Genomic DNA, 17,130 nt, shown 5'->3' with positions numbered 1-17,130 from the left:
GGACCCACAATAAAAGCTGATGAAGACTCCAAAACGCATTGAACCCCTGATCGAGGACGGTCTGGTCGACGAAGTGCTGCGCCCACTCATGAGTGGCAAAGAGGCAGCTGTTTATGTAGTGCGCTGCGGCAATCAGTTACGTTGCGCCAAGGTCTACAAGGAGGCGAATAAACGCAGTTTCCGCCAGGCGGCCGAGTATCAGGAAGGCCGCAAGGTACGTAACAGCCGGCAGGCGCGGGCCATGGCGAAAGGGTCCAAGTTCGGTCGCAAAGAGACCGAAGACGCCTGGCAGAACGCCGAAGTGGCGGCGCTGTTCCGTCTGGCCGGCGCCGGTGTGCGAGTGCCCAAACCCTATGACTTCCTCGACGGCGTGCTGTTGATGGAACTGGTGGCCGACGAATTCGGCGACGCCGCGCCGCGTCTGAACGATGTGGTGCTGGAGGCGGATCAGGCGCGCGAGTATCACGCGTTCCTGATTTCGCAGATCGTGCTGATGTTGTGTACCGGTCTGGTGCACGGTGACCTCTCCGAGTTCAACGTGCTGCTGACCCCGACCGGCCCAGTCATCATCGACCTGCCCCAGGCAGTCGACGCTGCGGGTAACAACCACGCGTTCAGCATGCTCGAGCGTGACGTTGGCAACATGGCTTCGTACTTCGGCCGTTTCGCGCCGGAATTGAAGAAGACCAAGTACGCCAAGGAAATGTGGGCGTTGTACGAAGCCGGCACCTTGCACCCGAACAGTGTGCTGACCGGCGAGTTCGACGATCCGGAAGACCTGGCCGATGTCGGCGGGGTGTTGCGCGAAATCGAAGCGGCGCGCCTCGACGAGGAACGCAAGCAAGCCATTCGCGCGGCGGACGACGCGCCGAAAGGCAAACCCGAAGAACCGCCTCCACCGCCGTGGATGCAATGATCGCGTGATGAGAAACCCGGCTTCGGCCGGGTTTTTTGCGCCTGCGCATTCCAGAACCAGCGAAACACCTGTGGGAGCGAGCCTGCTCGCGAAGGCGGTATGTCAGTCACCGATAACGGTGGTTCAAATGCCTTTCGCGAGCAGGCTCGCTCCCACAAGAGATATTGGTGTTGCTGAAAGTTGTATGGGAATCTGGCTTGCCTTCGCACACTCAAGGACTGAATGTGACCACCCCACGCAACACCCACCTGATCGTGATCGCCCGGTTGATCTCGGATTTCGGCGCCTTCCTCAACATGGTCGCGCTCGCCACATACGTCTACCTGCTGAGCAACAGCGCCATGAGCGTCGGCATCTTCCTCGCGAGCCGTGTCGGTGGCGGGATTTTCGCCAGCATGATCGGCACGCGCTTCTACCGGCGCTGGCAGGGCCGCGCACCGCTGATTGCTTTCGATCTGTTGCGCGCCGCGCTGCTGGGGCTACTGTTGGTCACACCGGCGAATCAGCAGACATGGCTGTTGGCGTTCATTGCCTTCGGCCTTGGCCTGGGCAATTCGATGTTCGCCATTGGTCTCAACAGCCAGTTGCCGCACTTGATCGAGCCGGCGCAATTGCTCAAGGCCAACGCCTGGATCACTTCAGCTTCTTCTGCGGCGATGGTCGGCGGCAGTCTGGTGTCGGGGTTGCTGGTGGCTGCTTTTGGTTTCGAAACGGTCTTCGCCCTTAACGCGCTGACCTATTTGCTCGCGGCGCTGCTGATCGTGCCGCTGCGTTTCAAAAAAGCGGACATCAGCGAACAGCCGCAACGCGGTGAATGGTTTGCGCTGCGGCAAGGCCTGCGTTCGGTGCCAGTGGTCGCGGCCATGCTCGCGGTGACCATGGCCGACACCTTGGGCAGTGCCGCGCACAACGTCGGCTTCCCGATCATTTCGAAACTGCTCACGCCCGAGGCGGCGAGTACGACCTTGGGCCTGGCGCTTGCGGTATGGGCCAGCGGCAAACTGCTCGGCGCACGCATCGCGAGTCACCTCAAGGGCTCGGAGAACAGCCACCTCGAAAGAAGATTTTTCTGCGGCGTGGCGCTGATGTCCTGCGGTTTCATTCTGATGTTCCAGCAGCACAGCCTCGCGGGGCTGCTGCTGTTTGCATTGCCGGCCGGGCTTGGTGATGGAGTCTCCGAAGTCAGCCTGATGTCACGTTTGCAACGGGAACCTGCGGCGTTGCGCCTGCCGATTTTCAGCGTGCTGACCTTGCTGCAGATGAGCGGTTTCGGCATCGGCATGCTGGTCGCTGCGCCGTTCTATGCGTGGTGGACGCCGGGGGCCGTGGTCATGCTGTTCCACGGCATTCCCCTCGGCACCTTGGGCGTGGTGACGCTGTTGCGGATCAGGCGCGAGCGGGTTGCGCGCAGCAGCCCGACGCCAGTTCCTTGAGGATCGGGCAGTCCGGGCGATGGTCGCCGCTGCAATGTTCGACCAGATCCTGCAGGGTGTCACGCAACTCGCCGAGCTCGCGGATCTTCTGGTTCAGCTCGTCGATGTGCTGGCGCGCCAGTGCTTTCACATCAGCGCTGGCACGCTGGCGATCCTGCCAGAGGGTCAGCAGCTTGCCGACCTCCTCCAGAGAAAAGCCCAGATCCCGCGAGCGCTTGATAAACGCCAGCGTGTGCAGGTCATCGCTGCCGTACACGCGGTAGCCGCTTTCGGTGCGATTGGCCGCTTTGAGCAGGCCGATCGATTCGTAATAGCGGATCATTTTTGCACTCAGGCCACTCTGCCGGGCCGCTTGGCCGATGTTCATCGGTGTTCCTCCAGGTCCTTGGGTTTCCAGGTTTTCAACAGTAGCGCATTGCTCACCACGCTGACGCTCGACAGCGCCATCGCCGCACCGGCCAGCACCGGATTGAGGTAGCCGAACACCGCCAGCGGAATGCCGATCAGGTTGTAGACAAAGGCCCAGAACAGGTTCTGGCGAATCTTTGCGTAGGTCTTGCGGCTGATCTCCAGCGCCGCCGGCACCAGGCGCGGATCGCCGCGCATCAAGGTGATGCCGGCGGCGTGCATGGCGACGTCGGTGCCGCCGCCCATGGCGATGCCGATGTCGGCGGCGGCGAGGGCCGGGGCGTCGTTGATGCCGTCGCCGACCATGGCGACCACCCCGGTTTTCTTCAGCTCGGCGACGGTCGCGGCTTTGTCGGCGGGCAGCACTTCGGCGTGAACATTGCGGATGCCCAGAGCCTCGGCCACCGCCCGTGCGCTGCCGCGATTGTCGCCGGTCAGCAGGTGGCTGTGGATATCCCGCGCGGCGAGTTGTTGCACCGCTTGCAGAGCGCCGGGTTTCAGCGTGTCACCGAAGGCGAACAGACCCAGCACATGCGGCTGAGGACTTTGTTCAATCAGCCACGACAGTGTGCGACCTTCGCGTTCCCAGGCTTCGGCGGATGCGCTCAATTCACCGGCACTCAAAGCGCTTTCGTCGAGCATCCGCCGATTGCCCAGCGCCAGGCGCCGGCCATCCAGCGTGCCGGCAATCCCGCGTCCGGTCAGCGCCTGGCTGTCGCTGACATCGGGCACGTTCAAGCCGCGTTCGGCGGCTGCATCCAGCACGGCTTTGGCCAAAGGATGCTCGCTGCCGCGCTGCAAGGCTCCGGCCAGTGTCAGCAGATTATTTTCGTCACCATCGACCGCGCTGAAGTGCGCGATACGCGGCGAACCCGAGGTCAGCGTGCCGGTCTTGTCGAACACCACACTGCTGACTTCATGGGCGCGCTCCAGCGCTTCGGCGTCCTTGATCAGAATCCCATGACGCGCGGCGACGCCGGTGCCGGCCATGATTGCCGTCGGGGTGGCGAGGCCGAGGGCGCACGGGCAGGCGATCACCAGCACGGCGACGGCATTGATCACCGCAGTTTCCAGCGGCGCGCCATACAGCCACCAGCCGATCAGCGTGGCCAGGGCGATCAGCAACACGGTCGGCACGAAGATCTGGCTGACCTTGTCCACCAGTTTCTGAATCGGCGCTTTCGCCGCTTGCGCGTCTTCGACCAGACGAATGATCCGGGCCAGCACGGTTTCCGCGCCGAGCGCCTGGGTGCGCACCAGCAAACGTCCTTCGCCGTTGATCGCGCCGCCGGTGACCTTGTCGCCCGGTTGTTTCGGCACTGGCAGGCTTTCGCCGCTGATCAGCGCTTCGTCGGCGTGGCTCTGGCCTTCGACGACTTCGCCATCCACCGGGAAGCGTTCGCCGGGTTTGACCAGCACCAGATCTTCGAGGCGCAGGGCGCTGATCGCAACGTCCTGCTCACGCCCGTCGATGACTTGAATCGCGCGCTCCGGCCGCAACGCTTCGAGAGCGCGAATGGCGCTGGCGGTCTGACGTTTGGCGCGGCTTTCGAGATATTTGCCGAGCAATACCAAAGCGATGACCACCGCCGAGGCCTCGAAATACAGATGCGGCATGCGTCCGGCAGCGCTGGCCCATTCATAGACACTCAAGCCATAACCGGCGCTGGTGCCGAGGGCGACGAGCAGGTCCATGTTGCCGGCGCCGGCGCGCACGGCTTTCCACGCCGCAACATAAAAGCGTGCGCCGAAGATGAATTGCACGGGGGTGGCGAGGGCGAATTGCGCCCAGGCCGGGAGCATCCAGTGAATGCCGAACGGTTGCAGCAACATCGGCAACACCAGCGGCAGGGCGAGGGCGATCGCACAGATCAATGCCCAACGCTCGCGCTGCAGGCGTTGTTGCTGGTCATCGGATTGTGGCCGTTCGGCTTGCCAGACGCTGGCCGCGTAACCGGCCTTTCTCACCGCGTCGAGCAGGGTTTGCGTATCGACCTGGCCGAGCAATTCGATGTGCGCACGTTCGTTGGCCAGATTGACACTGACGCTGCTCACGCCGGGGACTTTGTTCAGGGCACGTTCGACGCGACCGACGCAGGACGCGCAAGTCATGCCGTCGATGTTCAATTCGACGGTTTGCCGGGGCACGCTGTAACCGGCGCGCTCCACGGCTTGCATCAGCGCCGGCAGGCTGTCGCCGGGTGCCTGCACCCGGGCCTGTTCGGTGGCGAGGTTGACGCTGACGGCACTGGTGCCGCTGACCTTGCGCAAGGCCCGCTCGACACGCCCGGCGCAACTGGCGCAGGTCATGCCAGCAATCGGCAGATCGAAAGTGGTGGATTCGGACATCGGTCGCGCTCCCTGTAGTGGATGTCTACAGGATCAACCTTGCCATGCGGGCAAGGTCAAGCACCATTCCGCAAGATGTTGATCGTTCCCACGCTCCGCGTGGGAATGCCTACTGTGACGCTCCGCGTCACGCTTCGGGACGCAGAGCGTCCATGGCTGCATTCCCACGCAGAGCGTGGGAACGATCGGCGATGATGCACCGCATTCGCGAGCAAGCTCGCTCCCACAGGTCAGGAATTTGCTCAATAACCGAGATCGGCGCGCTTCAGATACATACCTTCCTGCGTCATCGCTATCCGGTACTTCTGTATCTCACCCGCTTGCAGTTTAATTTCCTGCGAACCCGGCGCCAGCATGCCGGGATTACAACCCGGTGCCTGGCCCGGCAGCAGTTTCAAGCGCAGCGAAACCTCGCCCGGCGGCAGGTTGAACGAAGTGCTCTGCTCCTGGAACAGGCGCGCCGAGAGCTGGTCCTGGATGTACACGCCGATCTCGCACGAGGTCGCCACTTCGAGGCGCTCGCGGGAAATGATCAGTACCGCGTAGTCCTCACCGGCGGCTTGCACCTGCGGGACGGCGGCGAAAAGGCTGAGCAAGCCAAACAGGCCCAAAGCTGACCAGCGCATGGCTGAATCTCCTGAATTTCAGTCATTGATGCACGCAGCTTGGCCGAGCGCGGCGCCGAATGCCAGCCCGGCAGTTTTGCGCAGAACTTGACCTTGCCATCGTGGCAAGCTCGAGACTGCCGGCAACCTCACTCAAAGGAGTCTTCCCATGCAAGTGTTCAACGTTCAAGGCATGTCCTGCGGTCATTGCGTCAAAGCCATTACCACTGCGGTGCAGGCGCTGGATCCGGCGGCCAGCGTGCGCGTCGATCTGGCTGCAAAGGAAGTCGGCGTCGAAAGCGCGCTGAATGAAGATCAGGTCATCGCGGCGATTCGTGAAGAAGGATATGACGTGAAGCTCGTCTGAAATTGATCGTTAGCGAGCTATCGGAATGTTCAAGGCGTCCGGGCGCGGCTAGACTGTCGGGCTGCGACTTGCCCACCTGGATGCCTGATGAACTTCCGCACGATTTTGATACTCGGCGCCTTGAGCGCCTTCGGTCCTTTGGCGATCGACTTCTATTTACCTGCCTTCCCGGCCATGGCGTTGGCGTTCGGCACCGATGAGCAGCATGTCCAGCTGACGCTGGCGGCGTACTTCCTCGGTCTGTCGCTGGGCCAACTGGCGTACGGGCCGATTTCCGATCGTTTCGGTCGACGGCTGCCGCTGCTCAGCGGCGTTGCCCTGTTCACCCTGGCGTCCTTGGCCTGCGCCTACGCGCCGAGCCTGGAATGGCTGATCGGCGCGCGTTTCGTCCAGGCATTGGGCGGTTGCGCGGGGATGGTGATTTCCCGTGCGGTGGTTGCCGACAAGTGCGACGCGGTCGGCTCGGCGAAGGTGTTTTCGCAACTGATGCTGGTGATGGGCCTGGCGCCGATTCTGGCGCCGATGCTCGGCGGTCTGCTGGTCAACACCACGGGTTGGCAGTCGATCTTTCTGGTGCTCACCGGGTTCAGTGCGGCGGCAGGTCTGGCGGTGGCATTGGGGCTGCCGGAAAGCATGCCGGCCCACGTCCCGCGCCAGCCGTTGTCCGGTGCATTGCGCCAGTACGCGCGACTGGTAAAGGACTCGGTCTATCTCGGCCATGCCCTGACCGGCGGCATCGCCATCGCCGGGATGTTTGCCTACATCGCCGGTTCACCGTTTGTGTTCATCAAGCTCTACGGCGTACCGGCCGAGCATTTCGGCTGGCTGTTCGGCACCAACGCGGCGGGCTTCATTCTGGTGGCGCAGGTCAATGCGCGCCTGCTCGCCAAGCGCGGCCCGGCGTTTTTGCTGGTGCGAGCGGTGTGTGTGTATTTCCTCGCCGGACTGACATTGCTGGCGGTCAGCTCAATGCGTCCGGATGCGCTGTGGCCGTTGCTGATTCCGCTGTTCATTTGCATCGCCAGCCTCGGCTGCATCATTCCTAACGCCTCGGCTTGCGCGATGAACGGTCAGGGCGCACGCGCCGGCAGTGCGTCGGCGATGCTCGGTTGTCTGCAATTCAGCATCGCCGCCGGTGCCGCCGCGTTGGTGGGGGTGTTGCACGATGGCAGCGCCGTGCCGATGGCGATGGTAATCAGCCTGTGCGGTCTGCTGGTGGTGAGCGTCGCGCTGCTCACCCGGCGCTTGCAGAATGCCCGGGCGCTGGCGCTGGCGCTGGCCCAGGTCTGAGCGCTCGACTTTGGAGCTCAGCCAGCGGCGCGCTGCTGGCTGGGTTCGGGGATCCGGTGGGGCGCGCAGAGTCGCGCTTCGAGGGTGCGAGTGAAAGCCAGGGCCTCGGCTTCACTGCGAAAGGTCACGACATGCTGGTCCAGGCGCACCTGCCATTGGGACTTTGCCACTTCTTTTATCAGGATCTTCATTGCTGACCTCCCTTGCGTAAAAGATGTATCGCAGAGGCTTCGATTGTAGACCTCGATACCCGCGTAATTGTGACAAGGGTCAGGCAACCGACTGACGGCAAAAAGCCCCGCAACCGCTCTGGCATCACCAGCGATTGCGAGGCTTTATTGTTTAGAAACCTTCTAAAACAATTTTCCCCTTGGCCTTGCCGCTTTCCAGCAATTCATGGGCGCGGCGCAGATTGGCGGCATTGATCACGCCGAAGTGCTCGCCCAGGGTGGTCTTCAAGGTGCCGGCGTCAATCAGCTCGGCGACGCGGTTGAGCAGCTTGTGCTGTTCGATCATGTCCGGCGTTTCGAACAGCGAGCGGGTGTACATGAACTCCCAGTGCAGTGACAGGCTCTTGCGCTTGAGCAGGCTGATATCGAGGGACTTCGGATCGTCGATCAGCGCCAGTTTGCCTTGCGGCGCGAGGGCTTCGACCAGTTGCGCAAGATGCTGATCGGTCTGGGTCAGGCTGGCGACATGCGTCACGCTGGTGATGCCTGCGCGTTTCAATTCTTCGCTCAGCGGCTGGCTGTGATCGATGACCAGATCGGCACCCAGGTCGCTGACCCAGTCACGGGTTTGCGCACGGGACGCGGTGCCGATGACTTTCAGGCCGGTCAATTGATTGGCCAATTGAGTGAGGATCGAACCCACTCCGCCCGCCGCGCCGACGATCAGCAGGCTCTGACCCTGATCGGTGCTGCCTTCGCTGATCTGCAGGCGCTCGAAGAGCAATTCCCAAGCGGTGATCGCGGTCAGCGGCAGTGCGGCGGCTTCGGCAAAACCGAGGGACTTGGGCATGTGGCCGACAATGCGCTCATCAACCACGTGCAACTCGCTGTTACCACCGGCCCGGGCGATCGAACCGGCGTAGAACACTTTGTCGCCCGCCTTGAACAGGGTGACGTCGCTGCCGACCGCCTTGACCACACCGGCAACATCCCAGCCCAGCACTTTTGCCGCGCCGTTTTCCGGTGCCGCGTTCTGCCGCACTTTGGTATCGACCGGATTGACCGAGATGGCTTTGACTTCCACCAACAGGTCGCGTGGGCCGGCGACCGGCTCCGGCAGTTCGATGTCCTGCAGAGACTTGGCGTCGCTGATCGGCAGAGAGGCGTAATAGGCGATGGCTTTCATGGATGGCTCCGTGCGGTTGATAGAAGAAGAAATCAGGATGAATTCGATGGAGTCATCATTGGCTATTTCTCTGCGCGATAAAACCGGCTAAAAGAGCAGTCTCTTTCAATATTTTTTTGATAATCGAGGCTGCGCATGCTGCGTTTTGATGACCTGCAGTTGTTCGTCCGCGCTGCCGATCTGGGCAGCCTGTCGGCGGCCGCACGGGTGATGGACATGTCCGCCGCCGTGGCCAGCGCGGCACTCAAGCGCATCGAGCAGCAGCTCGGTGCGCGGCTGCTGGCGCGTTCGACCCGCAGCCTGCGCCTGACCGCCGAAGGCGAAGGCTTCCTTGAGTATGCCCGCGCCGCCCTGAGCAATCTCGACGAAGGGCGTCGCTTGCTCGCCAGCGGTCAGGACCAGGTCAGCGGGATTCTGCAGCTGTCGGCGCCTTCGGATTTCGGGCGCAATCTGCTGCTGCCGTGGCTTGATGCGTTCCAGCGTGAACATCCGAAACTGACCGTGCGGCTGTTGCTCGGCGATCGCATCGCCGACCTCTTCCGGCAACCGGTGGACATCGCCCTGCGCTATGGCGAGCCGGAAGATTCCAGCCTGATCGCCTTGCCCATTGCCCCGCACAATCGCCGCGTTTTGTGCGCCTCTCCAGATTATCTGGCCCGGCATGGCGAGCCGCGCCAGCTCGAGCAACTGGCCCAGCACAACTGTCTTTTATACATGCTTGGCAGCCGCGTTCACGACCACTGGAATTTTCACGATGGCAAGCGCGAAGTCGGCCTGACCGTCAGCGGCGATCGTTTCAGCGATGACGCCGACGTGGTGCGGCTATGGGCCCTGGCTGGCGCGGGGATCGCCTATAAGTCATGGCTCGACGTCGCTACCGATGTGCTGGCCGGACGCCTGAAAGTGCTGATGCCGGAACTGCTGTGTGAGCGCGCACCGCTGAATCTGTTGTGCGCCCATCGCGCACAATTGAGTAAGCCAGTGAACCTTCTGAGGGAGATGCTCGCCAGCCGTTGCGCCGAATTGGGTAGTCAATTTCCCGCTTTTCTCAAAGTTGATCATTAGTCGCAGGCAAATAGAGAAATTTCTGTCAGGAACAATCGCCACCTGCGCAGGCCCCGGCGCAGGACGTCTGGCTTAACCCGCTTATACTAGCGCCCGCCTCATGCCTGCACTGAAACCCGGCGCGCAGACCCCGTAACGCGTTGCCGGCTTTTGGTGGCGGTTGCAACTTCTGCCGCAAGGTTGTGTGCCGGAGCAGCTGGTGTCGGCGGCATGTCTTGCCCCGATCCAGGGCGATTTTCGCGTGTTGGCCGATGAGCGATCAGCGGCCAAGATGTCTCCGAGCGGTAGACGATACGATTCGACAGGGAGTGAACATATGGAACATGCACCGTGCATCAGCCAGATCGCGACATTGCTGGCCGACCCCAAGCGCAGCGCGATGATGTGGGCGTTGATGGATGGCTCGGCGCGGCAAGCCGAAGAGCTGGCGCTGCTGGCCGGGCTCTCGCCGTCGTCGGCCAGTGCGCATTTGGGGCGATTGTCCGCAGGTGGTCTGTTGAACGTCGAAATGCGTGGGCGCAAACGCTTCTTCCGCCTCGCGGCGCCGGAGGTGGGCGCGGCGATCGAGGCACTGGCCAGCGCCACCATTGCCAGTGCGCCACGGCAAATTCCCGCTGCGCTGAAACGCACCACGCCGATGGTCAGGCCGCAGGCGGCACCATCTTCGCTGTTGCGCGCGCGGTTCTGCGACGATCATCTGGGCGGCACCCTGGCAGCCGACCTGTACCAGCGCCTGCTCGATGCCGGCTGGATCGAACAGCTTGAGCAACGGGTGGTGGTTACGCACAAGGGCTCCACCCAACTGGCCCAGCGCGGCGTATTCATTCAGGCCCTGGCCCACCGCAACGTGCAGGTCGCCTGCGCCTGCCCGGACTGGAGCGAGCGCCGCCCGCACATGGGCGGCTCACTGGGCGCGGCGCTGTTGCAGTTGTTCATGCAGTCCGGCTGGCTGACTTTGCCCAACGATTCCCGCGCCTTGCAGCTGACCGCCACCGGTCAGCGGGAAATCCATCGCTTCGCCGCCGAGACCGAGCTGGAAACAGCGTTCTAGAGCATCTGCCTGCGGTGAGCTGACGATCGACGTCGCCTACGGCTGTGAACAGGTCGCATCCAGTACGACCTCTGAATGACCATCGCGCACACTCGATCCGGGGATTTTCCAGATGGGGAGCGCAACATGAATACACAACGCTTTGGCGCGGCCGAGCGCCTCGAACGGCTGCCGCTCAGCGGTTATCACCGCGTCATTTTCATCATCATCGCCTTGGCGTTTTTCTTCGATTCCATGGATCTGGCGATGATGACTTTCTTGCTCGGCTCGATCAAAGCCGAGTTCGGCCTGAGCAGCGCACAGGCAGGGCTGCTGGCCAGTTCGAGCTTTTTCGGCATGGTGCTCGGGGCGTCGCTGTCGGGAATGCTCGCCGACCGCTTCGGGCGCAAACCGGTGTTTCAGTGGAGCATCGTACTGTGGGGCTTGGCCAGTTACCTGTGCTCGACGGCGCAGACGGTGGAGACGCTGACGCTGTTTCGCATCCTGTTGGGAATCGGCATGGGCATGGAATTTCCCATCGCGCAGTCGATGCTGTCGGAGCTGATTCCGGCGCAACGACGCGGGCGCTACATCGCCCTGATGGATGGCTTCTGGCCGCTGGGGTTTGTCGCGGCGGGTGTGCTCTCGTACTTCCTGCTGCCGCTTATTGGCTGGCGCGATATTTTCCTGGTGCTGGCAGTGCCGGCGGTATTTGTCCTGGCGATCCGCTTTTTCATTCCCGAGTCACCGCGCTGGCTGGAACAGGCCGGGCGCGACGCCGACGCGGACAAGGTGTTGAACGGCATCGAAGCGCGGGTGCGTGCTTCGCTGGGCGGTGCGGCGTTGCCGGAACCGGTTCGGTTGCCGCGCACGGTGACGCCACCGGGCAATTTCTTCTCTGCACTCAAGCAGATCTGGTCGCCGCAATATCGCCAGCGCACGACGATGATCTGGAGTCTGTGGTTCTTTGCATTGCTGGGTTTCTATGGGCTGACTTCATGGCTCAGCGCATTGCTGCAGCAGTCCGGTTTCGCCGTGACGCAGTCGGTGTACTACACGGTGCTGATCTCGCTCGGCGGGATTCCCGGATTCCTCATGGCGGCGTGGCTGGTCGAGCGTTGGGGACGCAAACCGGTGTGCATCGTCACCCTGCTCGGCGGCGGGGTGATGGCGTTTCTCTACGGGCAGAGCGCAGTATTCGGCGGCAACGTGGCGCTGCTGATCGGCACCGGATTGTTGATGCAGTTCTTTCTGTTCGGCATGTGGGCGGTGCTCTACACCTACACGCCGGAGCTGTACCCGACTTCGGCACGGGCAACCGGCTCGGGATTCGCCTCGGCGATCGGCCGCGTCGGCTCGCTGCTCGGGCCATTGGTGACCGGGCTGGTGTTCCCGATTACCGGGCAGGGCGGCGTGTTCGCGCTGGGCGCGGCGTGCTTTGCGATTGCGGCGGGCGTGGTGTGGCTGTTCGGGATGGAGACGCGGGGCAAGACCCTGGAAGAGCTGACCGAAGCGCAGCTATTCAAATAAACGCAGTACCCTGTGGGAGCGGGCTTGCCCGCGATGGGGCCAGCAAATTCAACATCTATGTTGACTGACAATCCGCTATCGCGGGCAAGCCCGCTCCCACAGGTATTGATGTGATTTTGCAGTTGCTTACGGTTTTACCAACCGCGCATCCAGGCTGTTCTGCGCCAGGCGTTTGGCCTGATCCTGGGTCATGCCCAGATGCTCGTGCAGCGCATGGAAGTTCTCGGTCACGTACCCGCCGAAATACGCCGGGTCATCGGAGTTCACCGTGACCTTCACGCCGCGCTCGAGCATGTCGAGGATGTTGTGCTGCGACATGTGATCGAACACGCAGAGCTTGGTGTTGGACAGCGGGCACACGGTCAGCGGGATCTGCTCGTCGATGATCCGCTGCATCAGGCGCTCGTCTTCGATGGCGCGCACGCCATGGTCGATGCGCTGGATTTTCAGCAGGTCGATGGCTTCCCAGATGTACTCCGGCGGGCCTTCTTCACCGGCGTGAGCGACGGTGAGGAAGCCTTCGTCGCGGGCACGATCGAAGACGCGTTTGAATTTGCTCGGTGGGTGGCCCATCTCGGAACTGTCGAGCCCGACCGCGACAAACGCATCACGAAACGGCAGCGCCTGATCGAGGGTTTTCTGCGCTTCGTCTTCGCTGAGGTGGCGCAGGAAGCTGAGGATCAAACCGCTGCTGATGCCCAGTTGCGTCTCGCCATCCTTGAGCGCGGCGGCGATGCCGTTGAGCACCACTTCGAACGGGATGCCCCGGTCGGTGTGGGTCTGCGGATCGAAGAACGGTTCGGTGTGAATCACGTTCTGTGCCTTGCAGCGCAGCAGGTAGGCCCAGGTCAGGTCATAGAAGTCCTGCGAGGTGCGCAACACATCGGCGCCCTGGTAATACAGGTCGAGAAATTCCTGCAGATTGTTGAAGGCGTACGCCTTGCGCAGGGTTTCGACGTCGCTCCACGGCAGGGCGATCTTGTTGCGCTCAGCCAGGGCGAACAGCAGTTCAGGCTCCAGCGAACCTTCCAGATGCAGGTGCAGTTCGGCTTTGGGCAGGGCGTTGAGCCAGTCGTACATAGTCTTTTCTCATCAGGTGCAATGCCGGCATTCTACAGAGGCTGGCTGCAACAATTGGCAAAACCTGACCAGGTGATCGATCAAACCGCCTCTTGCTCGCGGCGATAGGCGTAGGTATCGGCGAAGCGCGACAGCAGGAATTGCGCGCAGGTGGTGGTCGGATATTTCGCCGGGTGCTGTGCGTCCTGACAACCGGGCAGGCATTCGATGCGCGTGTCCGGGTGCGGTTCGGCGAAAAACGGCATCGAATAGCGATCCACGCCTAGCGGGCTGATCACCCGGTGCGGGGTCGAGCGATAACGGTCGTTGCTCCAGCGCGCCATCATGTCGCCGAGGTTGACCACGAACGTGCCATCAATCGGTGGGGCGTCAATCCATTCACCTTTGACGTTCTTCACCTGCAAACCACCGGCGCTGTCCTGATAGAGCAGGGTGATGCAGCCGTAATCGGTATGGGCGCCGGCACCTTGTTGCTCGGCGGAGCTGGCGGTGTGGCGCGGCGGGTAATGGATCATGCGCAGCACGCTGACCGGCTCGACGAAGCGCGTATCGAAGAAGTCGCGCTCGATGCCCAGCGCAATGGTCATCGCTCGCAGCAGGGTTTGCGCCAGTGCCTGCATGTCGAGGTAATGCTGCTCCATCAGCGTTTCCCAGCCGGGCTGCGCCGGATGCCGATTGGGGCCGCGCAAGGGTTTTTCCGCGAGCACCTCGGGATGTTCGTTCGGCAGGTGCAGGCCCATGTCGAAGGTTTCTTTGAGGTCACTGGGTTTGTCCGGGTCCAGTTGCTCTGTGGCAATCGCGCCGTAGCCGCGATGATGGCGGGTCTGGGTAATGTCGATCTTGAGCTTTTCCGCAGCGGGCAGGGCGAAGAAACGCTGGGCGTGATCGAGCAGGGCGTCGATGCGCTGCGCCGAGATCGGATGGCCCTTGATGTAGAAAAAGCCCCACTCGCGACAGGCTTGGTCGATTTGTTCGGCCACCGCAGGCCAGGCGTTTTTGTCGTCGCCATAGAGCGGGCTGATATCAATGATCGGAAGCTGATCCATACACAATCCTTGAATACGCTGTGTTTCCAATGTGGGAGTGAGCCTGCTCGCGAAGAGGGAGTGTCAGACAACATTTTTGTTTAATGACACACCGCTTTCGCGAGCAGGCTCGCTCCCACAGGGTTTTGTGTGGTGAATCGAGGGACTACTTCGGCATCTCGGCCTTCATGCCCTCAACGTAGTAATTCATCGAAGCCAGTTCCACATTGGTCGCGCTCACGCCCGCCGGGATTTTTTCTACACCGGCCTGATCCTTGATCGGCCCGGTAAACGGCTGCAACGCGCCGCTCTTGATATCGGCGATCAACTGCTCGGCCTCGGCTTTCACCGGCGCTGGCACCAGATCGCTGATCGGTAGTTCGACCGTGCCTTCCTTCAACCCGCCCCAGTAATCCTGGGATTTCCAGGTGTGGTCGATCACGCTCTGCGTCGCCTGAATGTAGTGCGGCGCCCAGTCATTGACGATCGAGGTCAGCACCGCTTTCGGGCCGAAGTGAGCCATGTCCGAGGCGTAGCCCACGGCATACACGCCGCGCCGTTCGGCAGCCTGGATCGGCGCCGGGCTGTCGGTGTGCTGGAACACTACATCAACACCCTGATCGATCAGCGCATTGGCGGCGTCGGCTTCCTTGCCCGGATCGAACCAGGAGTTGACCCACACCACCTTGATTTCGGTGCCAGGGTTGTACTTGTTCAGGGCCAACTGGATGGCGTTGATGTCGCGGATCACTTCCGGAATCGGGAACGAGGCGACGTAGCCGATCTTCTTGGTCTTGGTCATTTTCGCTGCGAGGAAGCCGCTGACGTAACGGCCCTCGTAAGTGCGTGCCAGGTAGGTGCCAAGGTTCTTGTCCTGCTTGTAGCCGGTGGCGTGTTCGAACGTTACTTTGGGAAATTGCTTGGCGACTTTCACTGTCGGGTTCATGTAGCCGAAAGAGGTGGTGAAGATCAGGTCGTATTTGTCCTTGGCCATGTTGCGGATCACCCGCTCGGCGTCGGCGCCCTCGGCGACGTTTTCCACGTAGTTGGTGGTGATCTGCGTGCCGAGTTTTTCCGCCAGGGCCTTGCGCCCCTTTTCGTGCTGATACGTCCAGCCGTGGTCACCGATCGGGCCGATGTAGACGAAACCGACCTTCAGCGGATCGGCAGCGCTGGCGCTCAGGCTGATTCCCAGACCGATGGCGGCGTACAGCAGTTTGTGCAGCGGACGTATTGGCATGAACCCGAACTCCATTTTGTTGTGTGTGCTCAGGGCCAATGCAAATTGCTGACCAACAGGACAATAAATAATCCACAACCGCAGTGCGGCCTTCGCGAGCAGGCTCGCTCCCACAGGGGGATCGCAATTCAATGTGGGAGCGAGCCTGCTCGCGAAGAGGCCGGTATGGCTAATAAATGTGCATGCCTGAAATCAGCCGCCATGGTTTGGTGCGCAAAGATGTAACGAAACGTTAGCGCCGCGCGGCAGTCAGTAGCTTCATCAGCTCTTTTCGGCAAAAGGCCCGTCATGCTCTCGATCCTCAAACAAGAAAGCTTCCTGCTGCTGGCAGTCCTTGCCGCGTGCGTCGCTTATCCATTGGAACATTGGCTGCTGCACAGCGGCCAGATCGTCGCGCTGGGCGGCGGTCTGCTGCTGATTGCCTTTATCGTCGCCGCTTCGATGCGCGTCGCTCATCACGCCGAACTGCTGGCGGAAAAGGTCGGCGATCCCTACGGCACGATGATCCTCACGCTCTCGGCGGTGCTGGTCGAAGTGGTGATCCTGGCGATCATGATGAGCAACGAAGCCTCGGCAACACTGGTGCGCGACACGATTTATTCAGCGGTGATGCTCGACATTAACGGCATCCTCGGCCTCGCCGCACTGATGGGCGGGATCAAGCACGGCGAGCAGTCCTACAACGACGATTCGGCGCGCAGCTATAGCGTGATGATCCTTACCGCGATGGGCGTGTCGATGGTGGTTCCGGAGTTCATTCCCGAGGCCAACTGGAAGATGTATTCGGCGTTCACCATCGGCGCGATGATGGTGCTTTACGCGCTGTTCCTGCGCATGCAGGTCGGCCCGCACAGTTACTTTTTCAGCTACAGCTACCCGGACAAACGTCGCAAGAAGGAGCCGGTCGAGCAGGAGCCGAAACCGGTCAGCCTGGCGCTGTCGGTTGGCATTCTGGTGTCGGGGGTGGTGATTATCGGCGCACTCGCCGAGGTAATGTCCAAGACCCTCGATCTGGGCCTGGAAGGCACGGGCGCGCCGCCGGTGATCACGGCGATTCTGGTGGCGGCGATTTCTGCAGCGCCGGAGATTCTGACTGCGTTGCGTGCGGCACTGGCCAATCGCATGCAGTCGGTGGTCAACATTGCGATGGGCGCGTCACTGTCGACGGTGATTCTGACCGTGCCGGTGATGGAAGCGATGGCGCTGTACACCGGCCAGCCGTTTCAAATGGCGATGACCCCGGTGCAAACGGTGATGATCTTCATCACCCTGATCGTCAGCGCGATCAACCTCAATGACGGCGAGACGAACGCCATTGAGGGCATGACGCACTTTGTGCTGTTTGCCACATTCATCATGCTGTCCCTCTTAGGACTGTGATCGTTCCCACGCTCCGCGTGGGAATGCCGCCATGGACGCTCTGCGTCCGCTTTTGG

At 61.8% G+C, this 17,130-nt stretch carries 16 protein-coding genes; 8 read left to right on the top strand and 8 right to left on the bottom strand.

Going from position 1 to position 17,130, the window contains the following annotated elements:
• The first annotated feature begins 19 nt into the window (after positions 1–19).
• Positions 20–916, top strand: a complete 897-nt coding sequence (locus ACMYUN_RS11260; RefSeq protein ID WP_039764064.1) for a PA4780 family RIO1-like protein kinase — start codon at positions 20–22, stop codon at positions 914–916.
• A gap of 224 nt (positions 917–1,140) precedes the next feature.
• Entirely contained in the window at positions 1,141–2,349 is a 1,209-nt protein-coding gene (locus ACMYUN_RS11255) for an MFS transporter (protein WP_415763725.1), read from the top strand.
• Here the strand turns inward: ACMYUN_RS11255 and cueR are convergent.
• From cueR to ACMYUN_RS11240, 3 genes are all read right to left on the bottom strand, one after another.
• Entirely contained in the window at positions 2,303–2,716 is a 414-nt protein-coding gene (gene cueR / locus ACMYUN_RS11250) for a Cu(I)-responsive transcriptional regulator (RefSeq protein WP_122748096.1), read from the bottom strand. The two genes, ACMYUN_RS11255 and cueR, sit on opposite strands and share 47 nt — an antisense overlap.
• Positions 2,713–5,106, bottom strand: coding sequence for a copper resistance metal-translocating P1-type ATPase CueA (gene cueA / locus ACMYUN_RS11245; RefSeq protein WP_415763724.1), 2,394 nt, complete (start codon positions 5,104–5,106; stop codon positions 2,713–2,715). Before cueA ends, cueR begins: the two co-directional genes overlap by 4 nt.
• Before the next feature lie 242 nt (positions 5,107–5,348).
• Positions 5,349–5,732, bottom strand: a complete 384-nt coding sequence (locus ACMYUN_RS11240; RefSeq protein ID WP_415763723.1) for a hypothetical protein — start codon at positions 5,730–5,732, stop codon at positions 5,349–5,351.
• 148 nt (positions 5,733–5,880) lie between these two features.
• On the opposite strand from ACMYUN_RS11240, the gene ACMYUN_RS11235 reads away from it, so the two are divergent.
• On the top strand, positions 5,881–6,078 hold the full coding sequence (locus ACMYUN_RS11235; RefSeq protein WP_133337001.1) for a cation transporter: 198 nt from the start codon (positions 5,881–5,883) through the stop codon (positions 6,076–6,078).
• An 87-nt stretch (positions 6,079–6,165) separates the two neighbouring features.
• Entirely contained in the window at positions 6,166–7,368 is a 1,203-nt protein-coding gene (locus tag ACMYUN_RS11230) for a multidrug effflux MFS transporter (RefSeq protein WP_415763722.1), read from the top strand.
• Between the two features lie 17 nt (positions 7,369–7,385).
• Here ACMYUN_RS11230 and ACMYUN_RS11225 read toward each other — a convergent pair whose 3' ends face one another.
• The gene (locus ACMYUN_RS11225; RefSeq protein ID WP_016771823.1) at positions 7,386–7,559 is read right to left on the bottom strand and encodes a hypothetical protein; all 174 of its coding nucleotides are present in this window, start codon (positions 7,557–7,559) and stop codon (positions 7,386–7,388) included.
• Positions 7,560–7,710: 151 nt separating this feature from the next.
• Positions 7,711–8,724 (bottom strand): zinc-binding alcohol dehydrogenase family protein, encoded by a 1,014-nt coding sequence (locus ACMYUN_RS11220; protein ID WP_039764073.1) that lies wholly within the window; start codon positions 8,722–8,724, stop codon positions 7,711–7,713.
• A 135-nt stretch (positions 8,725–8,859) separates the two neighbouring features.
• On the opposite strand from ACMYUN_RS11220, the gene ACMYUN_RS11215 reads away from it, so the two are divergent.
• The 3 genes from ACMYUN_RS11215 (at position 8,860) to ACMYUN_RS11205 (ending at position 12,349) form a co-directional block, all read left to right on the top strand.
• Entirely contained in the window at positions 8,860–9,789 is a 930-nt protein-coding gene (locus ACMYUN_RS11215; protein WP_415763721.1) for a LysR family transcriptional regulator, read from the top strand.
• Between the two features lie 316 nt (positions 9,790–10,105).
• Positions 10,106–10,840, top strand: coding sequence for an ArsR/SmtB family transcription factor (locus ACMYUN_RS11210; protein WP_415763720.1), 735 nt, complete (start codon positions 10,106–10,108; stop codon positions 10,838–10,840).
• Positions 10,841–10,966: 126 nt separating this feature from the next.
• Positions 10,967–12,349, top strand: coding sequence for an MFS transporter (locus ACMYUN_RS11205; RefSeq protein WP_415763719.1), 1,383 nt, complete (start codon positions 10,967–10,969; stop codon positions 12,347–12,349).
• Between the two features lie 126 nt (positions 12,350–12,475).
• Here the strand turns inward: ACMYUN_RS11205 and ACMYUN_RS11200 are convergent, their stop codons facing one another.
• From ACMYUN_RS11200 to ACMYUN_RS11190, 3 genes are all read right to left on the bottom strand, one after another.
• Positions 12,476–13,429, bottom strand: coding sequence for an adenosine deaminase (locus ACMYUN_RS11200; RefSeq protein ID WP_024011466.1), 954 nt, complete (start codon positions 13,427–13,429; stop codon positions 12,476–12,478).
• 80 nt (positions 13,430–13,509) lie between these two features.
• Positions 13,510–14,475, bottom strand: coding sequence for a 2-oxoglutarate and iron-dependent oxygenase domain-containing protein (locus ACMYUN_RS11195; RefSeq protein WP_415763718.1), 966 nt, complete (start codon positions 14,473–14,475; stop codon positions 13,510–13,512).
• 145 nt (positions 14,476–14,620) lie between these two features.
• Entirely contained in the window at positions 14,621–15,694 is a 1,074-nt protein-coding gene (locus ACMYUN_RS11190) for a BMP family ABC transporter substrate-binding protein (RefSeq protein ID WP_415763717.1), read from the bottom strand.
• Between the two features lie 288 nt (positions 15,695–15,982).
• Here ACMYUN_RS11190 and ACMYUN_RS11185 point away from each other — a divergent pair, with 288 nt between their 5' ends.
• Positions 15,983–17,074, top strand: coding sequence for a calcium:proton antiporter (locus tag ACMYUN_RS11185; RefSeq protein WP_041479650.1), 1,092 nt, complete (start codon positions 15,983–15,985; stop codon positions 17,072–17,074).
• Positions 17,075–17,130: the final 56 nt, after the last annotated feature.

The organism is Pseudomonas sp. CP4 (genome assembly GCF_047758505.1).
Lineage (GTDB): Bacteria > Pseudomonadota > Gammaproteobacteria > Pseudomonadales > Pseudomonadaceae > Aquipseudomonas > Aquipseudomonas fluorescens_AO.
The sequence above is the reverse complement of the archived record's forward strand: the minus strand, read 5'-3'. Positions and strand labels throughout refer to the sequence as shown.